The sequence below is a fragment of the Streptosporangium sp. NPDC051022 genome (genome assembly GCF_040683035.1).
Lineage (GTDB): Bacteria > Actinomycetota > Actinomycetes > Streptosporangiales > Streptosporangiaceae > Streptosporangium.
This window is the reverse complement of the sequence record NZ_JBFBCF010000035.1, coordinates 28824-46213: the sequence shown is the minus strand read 5'-3', so window position 1 is coordinate 46213 and position 17390 is coordinate 28824. Positions and strand designations below refer to the sequence as shown.

18 protein-coding genes and 1 CRISPR repeat array are annotated in these 17390 nt (G+C 70.2%); of the genes, 8 read left to right on the top strand and 10 right to left on the bottom strand.

The features are described 5' to 3' along the window. Positions 1 to 42: 42 nt before the first annotated feature. A complete protein-coding gene (locus AB0N02_RS38705; RefSeq protein ID WP_363957528.1) occupies positions 43 to 588 on the bottom strand; it encodes a DUF4245 domain-containing protein in 546 nt (181 codons plus the stop codon). Between the two features lie 102 nt (positions 589 to 690). Further along, entirely contained in the window at positions 691 to 1296 is a 606-nt protein-coding gene (locus AB0N02_RS38700) for a TetR/AcrR family transcriptional regulator (protein WP_363957525.1), read from the bottom strand. A gap of 84 nt (positions 1297 to 1380) precedes the next feature. On the opposite strand from AB0N02_RS38700, the gene glpX reads away from it, so the two are divergent. After that, complete coding sequence (glpX, locus tag AB0N02_RS38695) at positions 1381 to 2415, top strand: class II fructose-bisphosphatase (RefSeq protein WP_363957522.1); 1035 nt, start codon at positions 1381 to 1383, stop codon at positions 2413 to 2415. Between the two features lie 150 nt (positions 2416 to 2565). Here the strand turns inward: glpX and AB0N02_RS38690 are convergent, their stop codons facing one another. Further along, on the bottom strand, positions 2566 to 3168 hold the full coding sequence (locus AB0N02_RS38690) for a DUF1707 domain-containing protein (RefSeq protein ID WP_363957519.1): 603 nt from the start codon (positions 3166 to 3168) through the stop codon (positions 2566 to 2568). 149 nt (positions 3169 to 3317) lie between these two features. Here AB0N02_RS38690 and AB0N02_RS38685 point away from each other — a divergent pair, with 149 nt between their 5' ends. After that, the gene (locus tag AB0N02_RS38685) at positions 3318 to 4535 is read left to right on the top strand and encodes an MFS transporter (RefSeq protein WP_363957516.1); all 1218 of its coding nucleotides are present in this window, start codon (positions 3318 to 3320) and stop codon (positions 4533 to 4535) included. Between the two features lie 178 nt (positions 4536 to 4713). Here AB0N02_RS38685 and iolB read toward each other — a convergent pair whose 3' ends face one another. The 5 genes from iolB to AB0N02_RS38660 all read right to left on the bottom strand — a co-directional run bounded on the left by iolB (position 4714) and on the right by AB0N02_RS38660 (position 7627). Further along, complete coding sequence (gene iolB / locus AB0N02_RS38680) at positions 4714 to 5535, bottom strand: 5-deoxy-glucuronate isomerase (protein WP_363957513.1); 822 nt, start codon at positions 5533 to 5535, stop codon at positions 4714 to 4716. Positions 5536 to 5883: 348 nt separating this feature from the next. After that, positions 5884 to 6092: direct repeats of the CRISPR family, unit length 26 nt; unit sequence ACCATCCCCGCATGCGCGGGGAGCAG. 104 nt (positions 6093 to 6196) lie between these two features. Then, positions 6197 to 6430: a BldC family transcriptional regulator gene (locus AB0N02_RS38675; protein ID WP_363957656.1), complete on the bottom strand. Its 234-nt coding sequence runs from the start codon at positions 6428 to 6430 to the stop codon at positions 6197 to 6199. 293 nt (positions 6431 to 6723) lie between these two features. Further along, positions 6724 to 6960, bottom strand: a complete 237-nt coding sequence (locus AB0N02_RS38670) for a hypothetical protein (RefSeq protein ID WP_363957510.1) — start codon at positions 6958 to 6960, stop codon at positions 6724 to 6726. 56 nt (positions 6961 to 7016) lie between these two features. Beyond that, positions 7017 to 7415: a hypothetical protein gene (locus tag AB0N02_RS38665; protein WP_363957508.1), complete on the bottom strand. Its 399-nt coding sequence runs from the start codon at positions 7413 to 7415 to the stop codon at positions 7017 to 7019. Then, a complete protein-coding gene (locus AB0N02_RS38660; RefSeq protein WP_363957505.1) occupies positions 7412 to 7627 on the bottom strand; it encodes a hypothetical protein in 216 nt (71 codons plus the stop codon). Before AB0N02_RS38660 ends, AB0N02_RS38665 begins: the two co-directional genes overlap by 4 nt. Positions 7628 to 7894: 267 nt before the next feature. On the opposite strand from AB0N02_RS38660, the gene AB0N02_RS38655 reads away from it, so the two are divergent. Beyond that, positions 7895 to 8650 carry a GntR family transcriptional regulator gene (locus AB0N02_RS38655; protein ID WP_363957502.1) on the top strand — a complete coding sequence of 252 codons (756 nt, stop codon included), beginning with the start codon at positions 7895 to 7897 and terminating at the stop codon, positions 8648 to 8650. A gap of 240 nt (positions 8651 to 8890) precedes the next feature. Here the strand turns inward: AB0N02_RS38655 and AB0N02_RS38650 are convergent, their stop codons facing one another. Continuing rightward, positions 8891 to 10372, bottom strand: coding sequence for a PLP-dependent aminotransferase family protein (locus tag AB0N02_RS38650; protein WP_363957500.1), 1482 nt, complete (start codon positions 10370 to 10372; stop codon positions 8891 to 8893). Between the two features lie 315 nt (positions 10373 to 10687). Next, positions 10688 to 10918, bottom strand: a complete 231-nt coding sequence (locus AB0N02_RS38645) for a hypothetical protein (protein ID WP_363957497.1) — start codon at positions 10916 to 10918, stop codon at positions 10688 to 10690. 294 nt (positions 10919 to 11212) lie between these two features. Here AB0N02_RS38645 and AB0N02_RS38640 point away from each other — a divergent pair, with 294 nt between their 5' ends. From AB0N02_RS38640 to AB0N02_RS38620, 5 genes are all read left to right on the top strand, one after another. Beyond that, the gene (locus AB0N02_RS38640; protein WP_363957494.1) at positions 11213 to 12865 is read left to right on the top strand and encodes a fumarate hydratase; all 1653 of its coding nucleotides are present in this window, start codon (positions 11213 to 11215) and stop codon (positions 12863 to 12865) included. Positions 12866 to 13002: 137 nt separating this feature from the next. After that, entirely contained in the window at positions 13003 to 13419 is a 417-nt protein-coding gene (locus tag AB0N02_RS38635) for a TIGR03668 family PPOX class F420-dependent oxidoreductase (protein ID WP_363957491.1), read from the top strand. Positions 13420 to 13820: 401 nt separating this feature from the next. Beyond that, positions 13821 to 14429, top strand: coding sequence for a superoxide dismutase (locus AB0N02_RS38630; RefSeq protein WP_363957488.1), 609 nt, complete (start codon positions 13821 to 13823; stop codon positions 14427 to 14429). A gap of 69 nt (positions 14430 to 14498) precedes the next feature. Then, positions 14499 to 15644 carry a serine/threonine-protein kinase gene (locus AB0N02_RS38625; RefSeq protein WP_363957485.1) on the top strand — a complete coding sequence of 382 codons (1146 nt, stop codon included), beginning with the start codon at positions 14499 to 14501 and terminating at the stop codon, positions 15642 to 15644. Positions 15645 to 15679: 35 nt separating this feature from the next. Further along, positions 15680 to 17374 carry a protein kinase gene (locus AB0N02_RS38620; RefSeq protein WP_363957482.1) on the top strand — a complete coding sequence of 565 codons (1695 nt, stop codon included), beginning with the start codon at positions 15680 to 15682 and terminating at the stop codon, positions 17372 to 17374. Positions 17375 to 17390 lie beyond the last annotated feature (16 nt).

Below are 17390 nucleotides of genomic sequence, written 5' to 3'. Positions count from 1 at the left end.
GCCCTCCCCTCGGGGAAACCCGGGGAGGCGCCGATCCGGGGCTCAGGTGAGCTTCGTCTGCTGTTTGATGGATCCGGCGAGGGCGGACAGTTCGTCCCACGGGGCGGTGCCGCTGATGACGACGGTGGCGCCGGGCAGGAGCCGGACCAGTGAGCGCTGGTCCTTGTCCTTGCGGAAGCGCTGTTCCCAGGTCACCCCGTTGATCTGGACGCTGCCCGTGACCTCGTTGGTGTTGGCCATCCGGTTGGCGAACTCGGCGCCCGGGTTCTCGTCGCTCTGGCTGAGCATCGCGTGGTGCTTCTTGGCGGTGGCGAACCCGAGGTTCCAGGTCACCACGGCCGTGCCGTTCGCGGCCTTGCCCTTGCTCATCCTGGAACTCGTGGGCACCCAGCCTGACGGCACCGGGTCCGGCGTCCACACCTGGTACGGCGCGTCCCGGCGCATGTTGGCGACGTCGATCGAGTAGTTGATCTTGGGGATGTGCTCGGTCCGGCTCTGCGGGGCGATCAGCAGAAAGGCGCCGACGGCCGCGAAGCAGACCAGCATCGCGAACACGTAGCCGTAGAAACCCTGAGTGAACCGTTGCACGACTGTCGAGACTATCCGCTCGGAGGGGCGCTCCCCGCCTCAGGGCACCGATCCTCCCCTCGGGACACCGACCCTCTCCCCGCGGACGGCCGATCCTCCGCCTCAGGGGCGGCTGATCCGTCCGATGATGGCCAGCACGCCCTCGGCGAGGTCGCGGGAGGCGTCCTCGTCATCGGACAGGGCGACCTCGGAGACGGCCGCGGCGAGCGCTCCGGTGAGCACGACGACCAGCGCGCCCTCGTCGTCCTCGAACAGGGCGGCGTTGCGCTTGGCCCACTGGCGCAGCCTGTCGCGCATGATGACCTCGAACCCGGGCGGCCCGTCACCGCGCAGGAACAGCGCGGAGACCTCGCGTTCGGCCAGGCAGCCCTCCAGGTAGGCGCGGGCTCCGGCGACGAACAGCCGCATCGGGTCGTCCTCGCCCTCGGCACGGGCGGCGTGGACCGCCTGCCTGGTCCGCTGGGCCTGCCGTTCCTGGAACTCGTCGAAGAGCGTGAGATAGAGGTCGGCCTTGCCGGAGAAGTGGTGGTAGAGACTGCCGACGCTGGCCCCCGCGCGGGAGACCACCTCGGTGACCCCGGATTCGGCGAAACCGCTGGTGACGAAGACCTCCCTGGCTGCGGTGAGAAGGGCGACGCGCGTGGCGGCGCCCCGCTCGGAGGTGCGTGCGGTCACGTCCGTCACCACCCGTTCCGTGTCGCTGCTCATCGTCGGGACATTATCCTCCGCTGTCCGGTTAGAGGGGGGCAACTACGATCGATGTGCAGTAATCCACGAGAGGGGCCCTCCGCCATGTCCGATCAGACGTCCGTCCCTGCCGCGCTCGCCACAGGTGAACACGCACCTGATCGCAACCTCGCCCTTGAACTCGTCCGGGTCACCGAGGCGGCCGCGATGTCCGCCGCCCGCTGGGTCGGTCGCGGCGACAAGAACGGCGCCGACGGCGCCGCGGTGAACGCCATGCGCCAGTTGATCAACACGGTGTCGATGAACGGCGTGGTGGTCATCGGCGAGGGCGAGAAGGACAACGCGCCGATGCTCTACAACGGCGAACACGTCGGCGACGGCAGCGGTGCCGAGTGCGACGTGGCCGTCGACCCGATCGACGGCACCCGGCTGACCGCGCTCGGCATGCCGAACGGGATCTCGGTCATCGCGGTCAGCGAGCGCGGCTCGATGTACGACCCGTCGGCCGTGTTCTACATGGACAAGCTGGTCACGGGGCCGGAGGCCGCCGGATCGGTGGACATCAACGCCCCGGTCGCCGACAACATCGCCGCCGTGGCACGTGCCAAGGGCGGTGAGCCGTCCGACGTGACCGTGGTCATCCTCGACCGGCCGCGCCACGACAAGATCATTCGGGAGATCAGGGAGGCGGGCGCGCGGATCAAGCTCATCACCGACGGCGACGTCGCCGGGGCCATCATGGCGGCCCGCGCCGGCACGGGCGTGGACCTGATGCTCGGCATCGGCGGTACCCCGGAGGGCATCATCGCGGCGTGCGCGCTCAAGTGCCTGGGCGGTGTCATCCAGGGCAGGCTGTGGCCGCAGGACGACGCCGAGCGGCGCAGGGCGCTGGACGCGGGTCTCGACCTGGACGCCACGCTGAGCACCGACGACCTGGTCAGGTCCGACGACGTCTTCTTCGCCGCCACCGGGATCACCGACGGTGAGCTCATGCAGGGCGTGCGCTACCGCAGTGGCCGCGCCGTGACCAACTCGCTGGTGATGCGGGGCCGTTCCGGCACGATCCGCAAGATCGAGAGCGAGCACCAGCTCTGGAAGCTGCGCGCCTACAGCGCCATCAACTTCGACAACGCCAGCTGAACCCCGGCCGGACCGGCGCGCCTCCCGGGGGTCGAGAGACCCCCGGGACGCCGGCGCGTCGATCACACGTCCTCGCCGGGGCCGGGGTCAAGGCCGGAAACGGGCCGGGGCCGGGGCCGGGGCCGGAGTTCGTCGATCCGAGATCGCCGGTCAGCGGCGGAACCAGGAGCGGCGGGGGCGTTTGGGAGACTTGGCGACCACGCTGCCCATGGTGATGAGGCCGGTGATCTCGATCACCGGCCCGTCGGGGGAGGGTGGGACCAGGTTCTTCTTGCCCGCCATGACGCCGGAGGCGGGCATGTGGATCCGGACGCCCTCCGGGACGATCAGCGTGAGGGTCGCGGCCATCACGGTGACCTGGATGGTCACGTGGCTCGACTGCAGCACGGCGTCACACAGGTCGAGGGTGACGTTGGCGCAGATCGCGGTCGCGGTGAAGTGGGTGGGCACCACCCAGCGGCCCGCGTGGCGCTGGGTGCCGAAGAAAGCCGTCACGGGGCGGACGTCGGTCCGCAGCGGCTGGGCCTCGGGCGGGAGCAGGTCGACGGTGAGCGCGGCGATCTCACCCAGCGTGCGGGCCCGGTACAGCGAGGCGAGCCGCTCCTCGTGCTCGTCGGGGGTGAGCCGCCCGTCGGCGAGCGCGTCGGCCAGCACCACCGCCACCCGCTCGCGGTCGTCGTTTCCCGCTCTCAGGTCTCCGGGACGCGGTTCGTATGCGGGATCACGGGGCGCGGGAGGCGGAAAACTGTCCACTCCTTGACCATAATCCCGGCCGACGCGCCGCGCTTCCCACGGCGGAGCCGTACCTGCGAAACTGCGCTGTGCGCGGCCATTGACCCCCGGGGACGGCCCTTCTAGCCTGACGGGAACCTGAACACTCCTCATGTTTGATGGAGGTCGTTGTGCCGACCCCACCCCCCGTTCCGGGTCCGGCCGTACTCCACGCGCCGCGTGACAGGCAGGCACGAGTGGCGACCTGGGCCGCCTTCCTCGTCCAGGGACTATGCTTCGCCACCCTGCTCACCCACGTGATCGACCTCCAGCACAGGTTCGGTCTGAGCGACGACGACCTGCTCCTCGTCCTGCTGCTCGTGCCGGTGATCGCCGGAGCGGGAAGCGCCGTCGCCGCCCCTCTCGCCGCCAGGTACGGCAGCGGCCCGGTCCTGCGGATCTCCCAGGTGGGCGTCTGCGTCATCGTCGCCCTCACCGGCTGGAACGACCGGCTGGCCGGGCTGTACGTGCTCAGCGCGGTGTTCGGCCTGTTCGTCGGGGCGGTGGACGCGGCGATGAACATGCAGGCCGTCGCGGTCGAACGCCGGTACGGCATGAGCGTGCTGACCGGTTTCCACGCCGTGTGGAGTGTCGGCTCGATGCTGGGCGCCGGGTTCAACTCCGCCTTCAGCGCGCTCGGGATCGGCCTCGGCTGGTCGTTCACCGTCCCCGTGCTGATCGGCGCCGCGATCTCGGTGGCCGCGCTCCCCCGGCTCTACGACCGGGACGGGGAGCGCGCGACGGCGAGTGAGGCGCCGACGGCGGCCAGGGTGCCGTGGCGGCCGATCATCCCGCTCTGCCTGGCCATGGCGTTCCTGTACGTCGGCGACGCGGCGGTCTCCAACTACAGCACCTTCTACATGCAGAACGCCCTGTCCGCCGGCGGCTGGCTGGTGCCCTTCGCCTACCTCCTCTACCAGGCGGCTATGCTCCTCGCGCGGGTCCCCGGCGACCTCGCCGTACGCAGGTACGGCCCGGCCCCGGTCGTCCGGGCGGGCGCGGTGATCGCGGCGGCGGGCACGTTCGGTGTGGTGGTCGCCCCCAACGTCCTCGTGGCCGTCCTGGCGTTCGGCCTGATCGGCGTCGGGCTTTCGATCATCGCGCCGCAGTCGTTCTCCGCTGCGGGACGGCTCGGCGCCGGAGCCGAGACGGCCATCGCCCGCGTCAACATGTTCAACTACGTCGGATTCCTCGTCGGCGCCGCCGTCGTCGGCACCGTCAACGACACCCTGGGCCCCCGGATCGCGTTCGTGCCCGCCGCGGTACTGGTGGCCCTGATCGTGGCGCTGGCCAGGGGATTCCAGCCGGAGGTCGAGCCCGGCCTCCTGGACGGCCCCGTCAGAACCTGACATGCCTCGAAGTCCGGGAACGCCGGGCGGGACGGACCGGCGACCGGCCCCGCCCTCACCCGGACTCCCGGCCGAACCTCAAGCCCAGACTTCCGGCCGGACCTCAAACCCGGATTCCCGCCCGGACCTCAAGCCCGGACTTCGACACCCGCAGGTCCCCGGAGGGCCCCTCCGACGATCAGCGCGCCGCCTTCGTCATGGGAAGCCGGGGATCGACCGCCTGCTCCGCCCACGAGGAGCGGATCCACGCGTGCCGGGGATCGTCGCAGGAGACCATCGACCTCTTCCGGCCCGGTCCGGCCAGCACACTCAGGTGGTAGAGGTCGTAGCCGGGGGTGGCCATTGACGGACCGTGATAGCCGCGTGGGACGAGCACCACGTCCCCGGCCGACACCTCGGCCAGCACGTCGTGGGTACCGTAGACCCGCTGGTATCCGGGGCCGCCCTCGAAGTAGTAGATCTCCTCCAACTCGGTCTCACCCGCGGCGGCCGAGTCGTGCTTGTGCGGCGGGTAGGACGACCAGTTTCCCCCGGGAGTGAGCACCTCGACCGCGATGAGCCTGTCGCAGTCGAAGGCGTCGGGGGCGCAGAAGTTGTTGACCTGGTGGCTGGCGTGCCCGGCCCCGCGCACCTCGACGGGGACACCGCGGGCCGCGCCGTACCGGACGGGGAAGCTCCTGGTCGCGCGGGCCGAGGGGAGCGCGAACCGGCCCGCGCCGGTGATCCGGACGGTCGTGTCGACGGGCAGGTAGGCGAAGTCGCTGACGGCGTGGAAGACGGAGGTCCGGCCTTCGAGGACGAGCCGTACGCCGTCACACTCGACCTCGCACGATCCCGACAGCGGCAGGACCAGCATCTCCTCGTCGCCGGTGCAGAACCGCACGCTCTCGCCGGACAGGGTGAGCAGGCGGAGCCCGGCGTAGGTCCACCCCGCCGACTCGGGGGTGACCCACAGCGCCCAGGGCGCCAACGTGGCACTACCCGCCGGAATGAGCGTCACGACCTCCCCCGCCCCGACAATCGAGGGAAGCCCGGCGAGCCTGATGGACCTCCCGGGCACCGCCCCCGGCCCTGCGGGTCTCGACGGCTCCGGGACGGCCCATCCTCGCGCCAACCCCCGTCCCACAAGCCGCCAGGACTCCGACCGGCGGCGCCGTACCCGTCTGATCTCTCGCCCATGCCACCTCCACCATCGCCACGCGGTCGCGACAACCATGGCCACATCCTCATCGGAGGCGTACAACAACCCGTTGCCGACCACAAGCCCCCACACCCTCAGAACCTCCTGCTCCCTTCCATCACATGCACAGAAAGCAACAGCCCCCAGAACGGCCACAGCGACACAGTCCCCATCCCCGCGTGCGCGGGGAGCAGTTTCGGGTGCCGGAGTCGGGCTGCATGAACTGGGGACCATCCCCGCATGCGCGGGGAGCAGCGCGATCCACGGGGCGCACAGGTCATGTGGCTGGAACCATCCCCGCATGCGCGGGGAGCAGAGGCGGTCGCTGGCGTGGTGGATGACGGTGCTGGAACCATCCCCGCATGCGCGGGGAGCAGACTTTCTGACCTGCGAGTTTATCGGCGAGGGGGGCAGAAAATCATCGCTTTCAGTGAGCTGGGCATTTCGGGCTTGCTGGTTGGCGTGGAGGACAGCTGACTGGTTACAGGCCAGGGCTTGGCGGGTGGGGGTGATTTTGTGTGTCGGGGGCAGGGGTGGGGTGTTCGCCGGTTAGGAGGGCGCGGACCTCTGTCTCCTTGTAGCAGCGGTGACCCTCGATGGTGCGCACGGGGGTGAGCTTTCCTGTTCTGGCCCAGCGGGCGACGGTTTTGGGATCGACGCGGAACAGGACGGCGACCTCGGTGGGGGTGAGCAGGGCCTCGGTGGCGGGAGCGATGGTGAGTGCACCACCAGAGTCGGTGATCTTGATGCCTTCCACGGAAACTCCTGACGGTGAGCGGAGGTCTTCGGGTGAGCGTGAGGAGGTGCCCGGCCGGACATGGAATCCGGCCGGGCGCCGAAGAGCCCGCACCGGCCTGGCGGTAGGCACGGTACGGCCTCGTACGGTTCCCGCTTCCCCGTGTTGCTCCGGGAACCGCGTGAGGAGGTGCGGCCCAGGCCCCTCCTCCCAGGCCGCACGTTCGTGGAGGTACGGCATGCCTCAGGTTCGCCGCGCCGTACCGGATGGGGTCAGGACGGCGGGAAGGCCCTGGAAACGTCCGACGGCGACTCGAACTTGGGCAGACCGGCCAGGATCTCGGCCTGGGCGGTCAGCTTCTCGTCCAGCGACTCGGCCGAGTCCGCCCTGATCAGGCTCCTGATGCCCGCCGCGACCTCCTGTTCGCCGGGGAAGGCACACCGGTAGGCGCTCCAGACGTCGGCCTCCGAATCATGGAAGATCAGCCAGCCGGGATGGGCCTGTTGCACGGTGTCGCATCGACGGCGTGCAACACCGGCAGCGGGGGCTGACGGCGGGACGGAGTTCATGCCGCCCTCCGAGAGAAGCGCGGCATGGCGGCCTGCTGCGGGGGCGAGGTGGCGTGTACCGGGGAGACGGCGCCACGACTGATCGGGGACGGAGAGGCCGGCGAAGGCGTGGAGAGAGGCCGCTGGATGAGATCTGTCTCTGTCTGGCGCATCTGCTCTTCCAGACCTTCGGCGGTGTCGTCGCAGACGATCGTCGGCTCGGGTGCGGGCCAGGCGGCGATGGCGTAGAAGCGACGGTTGCCCAGACTGTAAAGGATCAGCCACGCGGGCCAGGAACGTTCCAATTGTTCGGCGTGAGCACGGGCTGGCCCGTCCCACAGACGACGGTGGACGCTGATGTGGGGCTGACCGGCGCGATGACGTCCCGGCGGGCGGGCCGAGCGCAACCCGATCACGAGGTCACCTGCTGCGCGATCTCCTCCTGCCGCTCCACGGCGGCCTGGACCTCGGCGAAGGTGTCGGCGTCCACCGCCGGATCGGCCCCGGCAAGCAGTGCATCGGCAGGAAAAGGCTCCTGACGGAAGGCCCAGAAGCGTCCGGCGTCGCTGATGATCAGCCGCCAGCCCGCAATCACCAGGCTTTCCGGAATGGACCTGGCATTCTCCATGGGTTGCACTCCTTTGCGATCAAGGACCCGTCCGGCGGTAACGCCTCCCGGCAGGCCCCCTGCGAGGCAGGGGTTCGGAAATGCGATGGCAGCGCGTATCGCGCCGCCAAAAGGTCAAGCGTGCGAGATGTGCCGTATCGCGTGGATTTATCACCCAATCCAAATTCTCGTATACGCTAAGTCATTGACGTATACGAGAATGGGAGGCCGGTATCGTGCCTGTCAAGCCGTTCAGCGAAGATCTCCCCGGCGAGAAGGAGAAGGCCAGTGCGGGGTCATGCCTACGAGCACGTCGCAGCTGAGCTGCGCGAGGCGATCCTGCGAGGCGACCACCCGCCGGGCACACGACTGCCCAAGCATGCCGATCTCGCTCGGCGATACGACGTCTCTGAGATCGTCATCCGCAAGGCCATCGACGACCTGAAGAACCAGGGGCTCGTCGAGACACGTGGCCGGGGTGGCACGACCGTCCGCGAGCGCCCGCCGGTCCGCCGGATCTCGATGGACCGCTACCGCGCCGACGCCGGTCCGCAGACCGTTCCCCAGACCTCCTTCACCAGGGACGCGGGTGTCACGTGGTCGGAATACCGTCTCGACAAGGCCTACCGATGGATCACCGCAGACCCGCACCTCGCCGCACTGTTCGCCGTCGATCCCGGCGTCGGGGTGTTGGAACGCAGGTTCGTCTTCTACGCCAAAGACTTCCCGTCCCAGATGTCACGATCATGTCTGCTGGCCGCCGACGTCGAAGACACCGCCGTGGCCGACCCGAAGAGCGAGCCGTGGCCCGGCGGCAACATCGCCCAGCTCAGAAGCTTGGGCATCGAGGTGGACGAGATCGCTGAGGAGACGGCCGTCCGGATGCCCGATGCCGAGGAGAGCATGATCCTCAACATCGGCAGCGGGGTCCCGGTGTTCGCGATCACGCGCCGTATGCTCTCCCGTGGCCGGGTGGTCGAGGTGGCAGACCCGATCGTCATCCCAGGCGATCGCGCCGTCCGCGTCGACCAGATCTCCCTCTGACAATGAGGGCGCGGGTGTGAGCGACCGCCGTACGGCCTGGGCTGTCTCGTCCCGGTACGGCGTCGCCTGGAGGAGACGCCCGGTGCTGTGACGGGAACGTTCACCGGGGTGAGCGTCGCTCATCGGCGCCGGTCCGCCCCGCTTCGCCGCTCGCCGTACCGGCGCCTGGACGGCCACGAACACGGCGGAGGTAGGGCGGAGGTAGGGCGGAGGTAGAAGGTCACGGACACGGTTCTCCGGTCAGCGGGGGAGTCTTTCCGTGAAAGTTCGGACGGTCTCGGACGCGTGGTGGGCGGGGAGGCGGGCGAAGCCCATGACGATGGCGGGCGGGCCGGGGGCGTGGCGCATCGGGGTCACCCGCTCGGCGTCGAGGCCGCAGTCCTGGGCGGCTTCGACGACGGAGATCTCGTCCCAGCCGCCGGGCAGTTCGGCGAACAGGTGCAGTCCGGCGGAGACGCCGCGCACCGTGATCTCCGGCAGGTGCTCGGCCAGTGCCCGCACCAGGGCGTCGCGGCGGATCCGGTACTCCCTGCGCATTCTCCTCAGCTGGCGGTCGTAGTCACCCGTCCTGACGAGATCGGCCAGCGCGTACTGCTCCAGCACCGGTGAGCCCAGGTCGAGCTCGCCGCGCACCAGCCGGATGGCCTCGGCGACCTCGGCGGGGGCCGCCACCCAGCCGAGCCGGAGTCCGGGGGCCAGGGACTTGCTCACGCTTCCCACGAGGATCACCCGGTCGGGGGCGAATCCCTGCAGGCATCCGACCGGGTCGCGGTCGAAGCGGAACTCCGCGTCGTAGTCGTCCTCCAGGATCGTCGCGCCGGTCGCGAGCGCCCACTCGATCAGCGCGGCGCGGCGGCCGGGAGAGAGCACCACTCCCGTCGGGTACTGGTGGGCGGGGGTGAGCAGCACCGCCCGCGCCCGGCTCGCGGCCAGGGCCTCGACGTCGATGCCGTCCCCGTCCACCGGGACCGCGACCAGGTCCGCTCCGGCCGCGCGCAGCAGCGGCAGCTGGCGCAGGCTGGTCGGGTCCTCGACCGCCAGCCGGACGCGGCCGGGAGGCGGCACGGGGGTGGCGATCCGGTCGACGAACCAGTCCAGGTCGTGGACGGCCCTGCCCTGCGGGAGGCGTCCGGCGAGCGCCTGGACGGTGAGGCTCACCCCCTGGGCGACCCCGCCCACGATCACCAGGTTGTCGGCGGTGACGTCGGCCGCGCGGACCCTGCGCAGGTAGGCGGCCAGTTCCTCGCGCAGGTCCCGTACCCCGCCGGGGTCGCCGTAGTCGAGCGCGTCCGCGGGCAGGGTGGCGAGGGTCTGCCTGAGGGCGGCCAGCCATCGTCCCCGGGGAAAGGCGTTCAGGTCGGGGGAGGTGGAACGGCGCCCGTAGTACGGCCTGCGCGCGCCCGTCCCGGGAGCGCGTTCCGGGAAGTCCTTCGTACGGCCGGCCGCGGGGGCCACCACCGTGCCCGCGCCCACCCGGGAGATCAGGAACCCCTCGGCGACCAGCCGTTCGTATGCCTCGACGACCACTCCGCGCGACAGCCCGAGGTCCCTGGCCAGTTCCCTGCTGGCGGGCAGCCGCGCTCCCGGGGCCAGTCTGCCCCGCCGTACGGCCTCGCGCAGCTCACGGGTGATCTGGTCGGCGATCCCGCCCGCCGTACGGTCGATGATCAGATGCAGGTCGGCCAATCGGTCCTCGGTCTCGCCGGTTCGTCGGCCCGTCACCGGGCCACCGGCTGCCCAGCATTCCCGACGCTTTACCGGATGTCACCGGTGGGGTCCGCGGTCCCGGATGACCGACGGTCCGCGGTCATGGAAGGAGGGCCGACGGCTCGTGGTCTGGGAGACCGCCGGTTCGCGGTCGTGGAAGGTCGACGGCCCGTGGTCCGGAAGGCGGAAGGCCGATGGCCCGCGGTCGTGGGAGACCGGCGGTCCGCGGTCATGGAGAAGCGGCGGCCCGTGGTCGTGGGTGGCCGACGGTCCGCGGTCCTGGACGGCCACCGGGACGCCGGCGGCGCCGGCACGGCGGCCTCGCCTCAGTCAGTGCGACAGTTTCTCGGGGGTCTTCGACGATTCGGTCCGCTGCCGGGGCAGCTCCATCTGCTCCAGCTGCCGTCTGCGCTGCTCCGCCTTCGAGATGTCGGCGGGCTGCTGGGGGGCCTGGCCGTCGACGCTCTTGATGGTCGCGAGCGCGATCGCGATCAGCGAGATCACAAGCCCGGCGACCACAAGAAACGCGAGGATCGCGAGCATGACGATGTTGCTGGTCATAAAGGTCGTTCCGGTCTCCATGACGTCCTCCGGCTTGCACCGGGCGCTGGCCCGGCCTCTCCTCCAGCTTCCTCTGTGTCTTCGACCACAGGGGAGTGCGGGACGCCACAGAAAGGTAATAGTTCCCGCAAATACCGTTTTATCGCTCTATATAGCTTCTGTCGGGGTGAAGCGGAGGCGGTCCGGAGACAGGGAAGGGCGTCCCCGCGCTCGACCGCGACGGAGGAGCGCGATCGGCAGGCCTTACCCTCTATGGGGACCGGAGAAGGCTCCCGGCACGGAGGATCGAGGACGATGCCCGAGTTCGACTACACCGACCTGCTCCCCTTGGGGCCGGATGAGACGCAGTACCGTCTGCTCACCGCGGAGGGGGTGCGCGTCGTCGAGGCCGCGGGCCGCAGATTCCTGGAGGTCGACCCCGAGGCGCTGCGCCTGCTGACGGAGACGGCGATCCACGACATCTCCCACTACCTCAGGTCCTCCCACCTGGCCCAGCTCCGCAAGATCATCGATGATCCGGAGTCCAGCGGGAACGACCGCTTCGTGGCGCTCGACCTGCTCAAGAACGCCTCGATCTCGGCGGGCGGCGTGCTGCCGATGTGCCAGGACACCGGCACCGCGATCGTGATGGGCAAGCGCGGCCGCCACGTGCTCACCGACGGCGCCGACGCCGAGCACATCTCGCGCGGCGTCTACGACGCCTACACCAGGCTGAACCTGCGCTACTCCCAGATGGCCCCGATCACCATGTGGGAGGAGAAGAACACCGGCTCCAACCTCCCCGCGCAGATCGAGCTGTACGCCGAGGACCCCCACGGCCACGCCGACGAGTACAAGCTGCTGTTCATGGCCAAGGGCGGCGGCAGCGCCAACAAGTCGTTCCTCTACCAGGAGACCAAGGCCGTCCTCAACGAGAAGCGGATGCTCCAGTTCCTGGAGGAGAAGATCCGCTCCCTCGGCACGGCCGCCTGCCCGCCGTACCACCTGGCGATCGTCGTCGGCGGCACCTCGGCCGAGTTCGCGCTGAAGACCGCCAAGTACGCCAGCGCCCGTTACCTGGACGGCATCCCGACCGAGGGCTCCCCCAGCGGCCACGGCTTCCGCGACACCGAGTTGGAGGCCAAGGTCTTCGAGCTCACCCAGAAGCTCGGCATCGGCGCCCAGTTCGGCGGCAAGTACTTCTGCCACGACGTCCGTGTCATCCGCCTGCCCCGGCACGGCGCCTCCTGCCCGGTCGCCATCGCGGTCTCCTGCAGCGCCGACCGCCAGGCCCTGGCCAAGATCACCCCTGAGGGGATCTTCCTGGAGCAGCTGGAGACGGACCCGGCGAGGTTCCTGCCCGAGACCACCGACGAGCACCTGTCGGACGACGTGGTGAAGATCGACCTCAACCGTCCGATGCCGGAGATCCTCGCCGAGCTCACCAAGTATCCGGTCAAGACCCGCCTGTCCCTGACCGGTCCCCTGGTGGTCGCCCGCGACATCGCGCACGCCAAGATCGGCGAGCTGCTCGACGCGGGCGGCGAGATGCCGCAGTACCTCAAGGACCACGCGGTCTACTACGCCGGCCCCGCCAAGACCCCCGAGGGTTACGCCTCCGGATCGTTCGGGCCGACGACCGCGGGCCGGATGGACTCCTACGTCGAGCGCTTCCAGGCCGCGGGCGGCTCCATGGTCATGCTCGCCAAGGGCAACCGCTCCAAGCAGGTCACCGACGCCTGCGCGGCCCACGGCGGCTTCTACCTCGGCTCCATCGGCGGTCCCGCCGCCCGCCTCGCCCAGGACTGCATCAGGAAGGTCGAGGTCCTGGAGTATCCCGAGCTGGGCATGGAGGCCGTCTGGAAGATCGAGGTCGAGGACTTCCCCGCCTTCATCGTCGTCGACGACAAGGGTGCCGACTTCTTCACCGACACGACCGGCCCGGTGCTGTCCATCGGCCGCCGCTGACCCTCCTGAGACGAAGGCCTGGTTCGCCGGAGAACCGGGCCTTCGTTGTCGTTCATCCGCGTCGGCCCGGAGGGCGCCCGACACGGCCCTCGCCCCGGAGAGCCCGGCGCAGCCCAAGGACCTGCTTCAATGGCCGGATGGACGCGTTCCAGGCACGCGGCAGATTCCAGTCCGCCCGGGTCGCGCGACTGGCCACGGTGGACGTCCACGGCGGTCCTCACCTCGTCCCCGTGACCTTTGACGTGGACGGCGACACGATCGCCTTCGCGATCGACCACAAGCCGAAACGCACGACGAACCTGCGCCGCCTGCGCAACATCGCCGCCGACGACCGGGTGTGCCTGCTGGTGGATCACTACGAGGACGACTGGTCGCGGCTGTGGTGGGTCCGCGCCGACGGAAGGGCCAGGATCGTCGAGAGCGGGGCGGCCAGGGACCGGGCCGTGACGCGCCTGACGGAGCGCTATCCGCAGTACCGCGACCGGCCTCCACACGGCCCGGTCGTGCTCATCGAGGTGGAGTCCTGGACAGGATGGTCCTCCAGCGGCCTGTAGTCCTTCCAGAACGGGTTTGACGGGTCCTTCACCGGGAAGCCCCGCCCCGTCGCCACCGTGCCCCACAGCGCATCTGAACACCCCTGACGAGCCACGCGAGCCGATCCCCGCACCTCAAGCCGGGCGGCAGGCCCGGGGGCGAACGTGATCGGGAGTCTCGCGCCGCGGCGGCGGTGCGAACGCCTCCGCGTGAACCGGCTCGGACGTCGTGGTCGCCGAACCCACGCCGCGGACCGGTCCGGGCTGCGCGAGACCCCCTCAGGACCAGCTGACTCTGCCATCATGATGCAGTTGCGAACTATTCGCAATAGCTGAGAGACCTAGGTCGCAGGTCTGATGCACATGCATATGAGTTGCAATAGTGTCCGACTGAGCATTGATCTACGAGGAGGTAGACCCTCATGGGCGAGTACACCCTGCCTGACATGCCCTACGACTACGCGGCGCTGGAGCCCGCGATCACGGGCGAGATCCTGGAACTGCACCACTCCAAGCACCACGCCGCCTACGTCAAGGGCGCCAACGACACCCTGGAGCGGCTGGCCGAGGCGCGTGACAAGAGCGAGTTCGGCGGCCTGGTCGGCCTGGAGAAGACCTTCGCCTTCAACCTCTCCGGCCACGTGCTGCACTCGATCTTCTGGCAGAACCTCTCCCCCGACGGCGGCGACCGCCCCGACGGGGAGCTGGCCGCGGCCATCGACGAGCATTTCGGCTCGTTCGAGGCCTTCCAGAAGCAGCTGACCACCGCGACCGCCGGGGTGCAGGGCTCGGGCTGGGGCATCCTGGCCTGGGAGCCGCTCAGCCGCCGCCTGGTCGTCGAGCAGGTCTACGACCACCACGGCAACGTCGGCATCAACACCACCCCGCTACTGGTCTTCGACGCCTGGGAGCACGCCTACTATCTGCAGTACCGCAACGTGCGTCCCGACTACGTCGAGAAGTTGTGGAGCCTGGTCAACTGGAATGATGTAACGCAGCGCTTCTCAACAGTGACGAGCACGAAAATCTGACCGAAGATCGCAAGAAGTTTCGGCCCGGTCTCTACTGGTCGCATTACGCAAATAGGTAAGCTGCCCCACATGCGTGCGCCGTCCGGATACCTTCTTGCAGCGCGCTATCGGCTTTCCGAGCCGGTTGGGCGCGGCGGCATGGGCACCGTCTGGCGAGCGCACGACGAGTTGCTCGACCGTGAGGTGGCGGTCAAGGAAGTGCGGCTGCCCCTCGTCCTCGACGAGGAACTGCGGGCGGAGTTGTGCGCCAGGACCGAGCGCGAGGGACGGGCGACCGCGATGGTCGCCCACCCCTCGGTCATCACCGTCTTCGACGTCGTCACCGAGGACGAGCGCCCCTGGATCGTGATGGAGCTGCTCCGCGCCAGGTCGCTGGAGCAGCTCCTGCAGGACCGGGGGCCGCTGCCGCCGCGTGAGGCGGCCGAGATCGGACGTCAGGTCCTGGGCGCGCTGCGGGCGGTGCACGCCAAGGGGATCCTGCACCGCGACGTGAAGCCCAGCAACGTCCTGGTGACCAACGAGCGGGCGGTGCTCACCGACTTCGGCCTGGCCGCGCTCGAAGGCGACGTGTCGATCACCCAGGCGGGCATCGTGCTGGGATCGGCCGGATACATCGCCCCCGAACGCGTGCTCGGCGCCAAGGCCACCCCCTCCGCCGACCTGTGGTCGCTCGGCGCGACCCTCTACACCGCCGTCGAGGGCCGGGGCCTGCACGGCCGCCGTACGGCCGCCGCCGCGCTGGCCGCGCTGACCAGCGGCGAGCCGATCCCGATGGAGAAGGCCGGACCGCTGACCCCGGTGCTGCGGGGCCTGCTCATGATCGACCCGGCGGCCCGGCTCGACGCGGTACGCGCCTCGATGATGCTCGCCCGCGTCGCGGCGGGCGGGGCCGCCGAGGAGCCGCTCTCCAGGACTCCGGGCAGGACCGGCAGGAACACCGCGACGATCGCCGTCCCCTCGTTCAACCGCCGCCCGCAGCACCGCGGGCTGCACCGCGCGGGCTCGGCGCCGATGTTGCCGCCCCCGCTCATTCCCGCTCCCGCGCCGACCCCGGTGCCGCAGCCTCGTGTGCACCGCCGTCCGGCCGAGGGCGTGCACCGCAAGCCGGTCGAGCGGGCCCCGGAACCGCACCCCCTCATGCGGTTCATCACACCGTTCATCCGGTTGGTACTCCCGCGTCTCCTGTGGCCCAAGGAGCTTCGCAAGCGAGGATAAAGCGAGCTTCAAGAAAGAATCGCTATCTTCTTCTCATGCCGGAACAGCAGACGCGCGTGCTCGCTGACCGCTACGAGCTGATCGCACCGCTCGGCCGGGGGACGATGGGAACGGTTTGGCGTGCCCACGACCGTTCCCTCGGCCGCGAGGTCGCGATCAAAGAGATCCGTCAGGAACCCGGGCTCAGCGAGGCACAACGCGCCGAACTTCGGGAGCGCATGATCCGTGAGGGTCGTACGGCTGCCCGCATCAGCCATCCCTCCGTGGCCACCGTCCACGACGCGATCGTCGAGGACGGCAGCCCCTGGATCATCATGGAGCTCGTGCAGGCGCGCTCTCTGGAGCAGGTGATCGAGGAGGAGGGGCCGCTGCCGCCCCGCCTCGTCGCCGAGATCGGGGTGGATCTGCTGGGGGCGCTGCGCGCCGCCCACGACCAGGGCGTGCTCCACCGCGACGTCAAACCTGGCAACGTACTGATCACCGAGAGCGGCCGGGTGGTCCTCACGGACTTCGGCATCGCCAAGGCCGAGGGGGACAGCAGCCTCACCAAGACCGGCATGGTGATCGGCTCCCCCGGTTACACGGCGCCCGAACGGGCCCGCGGAGAGCACACCGGGCCCGAGTCCGACCTGTGGTCGCTCGGCGCCACGCTGTACTTCGCGGTCGAGGGCCGTCCCGCCTTCGAGCGGTCCTCGGTGGCCGAGACCCTGGCCGCGCTGATGACCGACAAGGCCGACCCCCCGACCCAGGCCGGGCCGCTGCGTCCGGTGCTCGAACAGCTCCTGGAGCGGAACTACCAGGTACGGCCGTCGCACACGCAGGCGATCGCGATGCTCAGGACCGTGGCCGACACCCCGTCGACCGCCACGGCCACACCCGCCGAGCCCGCGGCGTCCGCGGCGTCCGCGGCGTCCGCGGGTGCGACACCCGAGCCCGCACCGGCCGCCTCCGCCCCGTCGGCCTCTTTCGCCGCGACCACCGCGACCACCGCGACCGCCACGACCGCCGAGCCCGCGAACTCCGTCGGACCCGCCGCACCGACGGCTCCCCGGGGCACGTCCACATCGCCGGCTCCCGCGTCGCCGGCCGGGGAGGACACTGCCGCGACGGACGAGGAGTTCGACGCCAACCGCACCGTGCTGGTCATCCGCCCCAAGGGCGGCCTCCGCCTGCCTCCGGGTCCGGGCACTCCGCCGTCCGCACGCCCGGTCCCGATTCCGGACTCCCCCGCCGCAGCGGCCGGAGCCCCGCCGATGAACGCGCGTCCGGGACAGCCGGACGAGTCGTGGCCGGGAACACCGGTCGCCGGGCAGCGCGGCCCCTCCGGTCCCCAGGGGCTCGGCACTCCGGTCGCCATGCGCCCCGGCTCCCCCGAGGTCCCGACGGGCCACCGGGCACAGGGACTCCTCCCCCCGGAGGCACACGAGTACGCGGACACGGCGCCGCACGCCTTCCCCCCGGGACCGCCGGGACATCCGGGACCCTCGGGACCGGCGCCGCAGGATCCCCGGCGGCCCATGGGAGCCGCCGGAGGTCACCCGTACTCCTCCCCGGGGCTGGGAACCGACCTGTTCGCCATCGCGGGCCAGAACGGCCAGAACGGTCAGAACGGCCGGCCCGCCCAGAAGGCGTCCCCGTCCGGGAGCCGCGTCGGCATGCTCGTCCTCATGGGAGTGGCGGCCCTCGCCCTGGTGGTGATCATCATCCTGGCGGTCGCGGCCCTCACCTGACACCTCACCGGCCCCG

Bases quoted from the DNA above. Each gene is read 5' to 3' on its own strand.
- AB0N02_RS38660 (WP_363957505.1), bottom strand. From the start codon at position 7,627: ATGGAGAATGCCAGGTCCATTCCGGAAAGCCTGGTGATTGCGGGCTGG.
- AB0N02_RS38635 (WP_363957491.1), top strand. From the start codon at position 13,003: ATGGACGCGTTCCAGGCACGCGGCAGATTCCAGTCCGCCCGGGTCGCG.
- AB0N02_RS38625 (WP_363957485.1), top strand. From the start codon at position 14,499: ATGCGTGCGCCGTCCGGATACCTTCTTGCAGCGCGCTATCGGCTTTCC.
- AB0N02_RS38630 (WP_363957488.1), top strand. From the start codon at position 13,821: ATGGGCGAGTACACCCTGCCTGACATGCCCTACGACTACGCGGCGCTG.
- AB0N02_RS38700 (WP_363957525.1), bottom strand. From the start codon at position 1,296: ATGAGCAGCGACACGGAACGGGTGGTGACGGACGTGACCGCACGCACC.
- glpX (WP_363957522.1), top strand. From the start codon at position 1,381: ATGTCCGATCAGACGTCCGTCCCTGCCGCGCTCGCCACAGGTGAACAC.
- AB0N02_RS38640 (WP_363957494.1), top strand. From the start codon at position 11,213: ATGCCCGAGTTCGACTACACCGACCTGCTCCCCTTGGGGCCGGATGAG.
- AB0N02_RS38620 (WP_363957482.1), top strand. From the start codon at position 15,680: ATGCCGGAACAGCAGACGCGCGTGCTCGCTGACCGCTACGAGCTGATC.
- AB0N02_RS38645 (WP_363957497.1), bottom strand. From the start codon at position 10,918: ATGACCAGCAACATCGTCATGCTCGCGATCCTCGCGTTTCTTGTGGTC.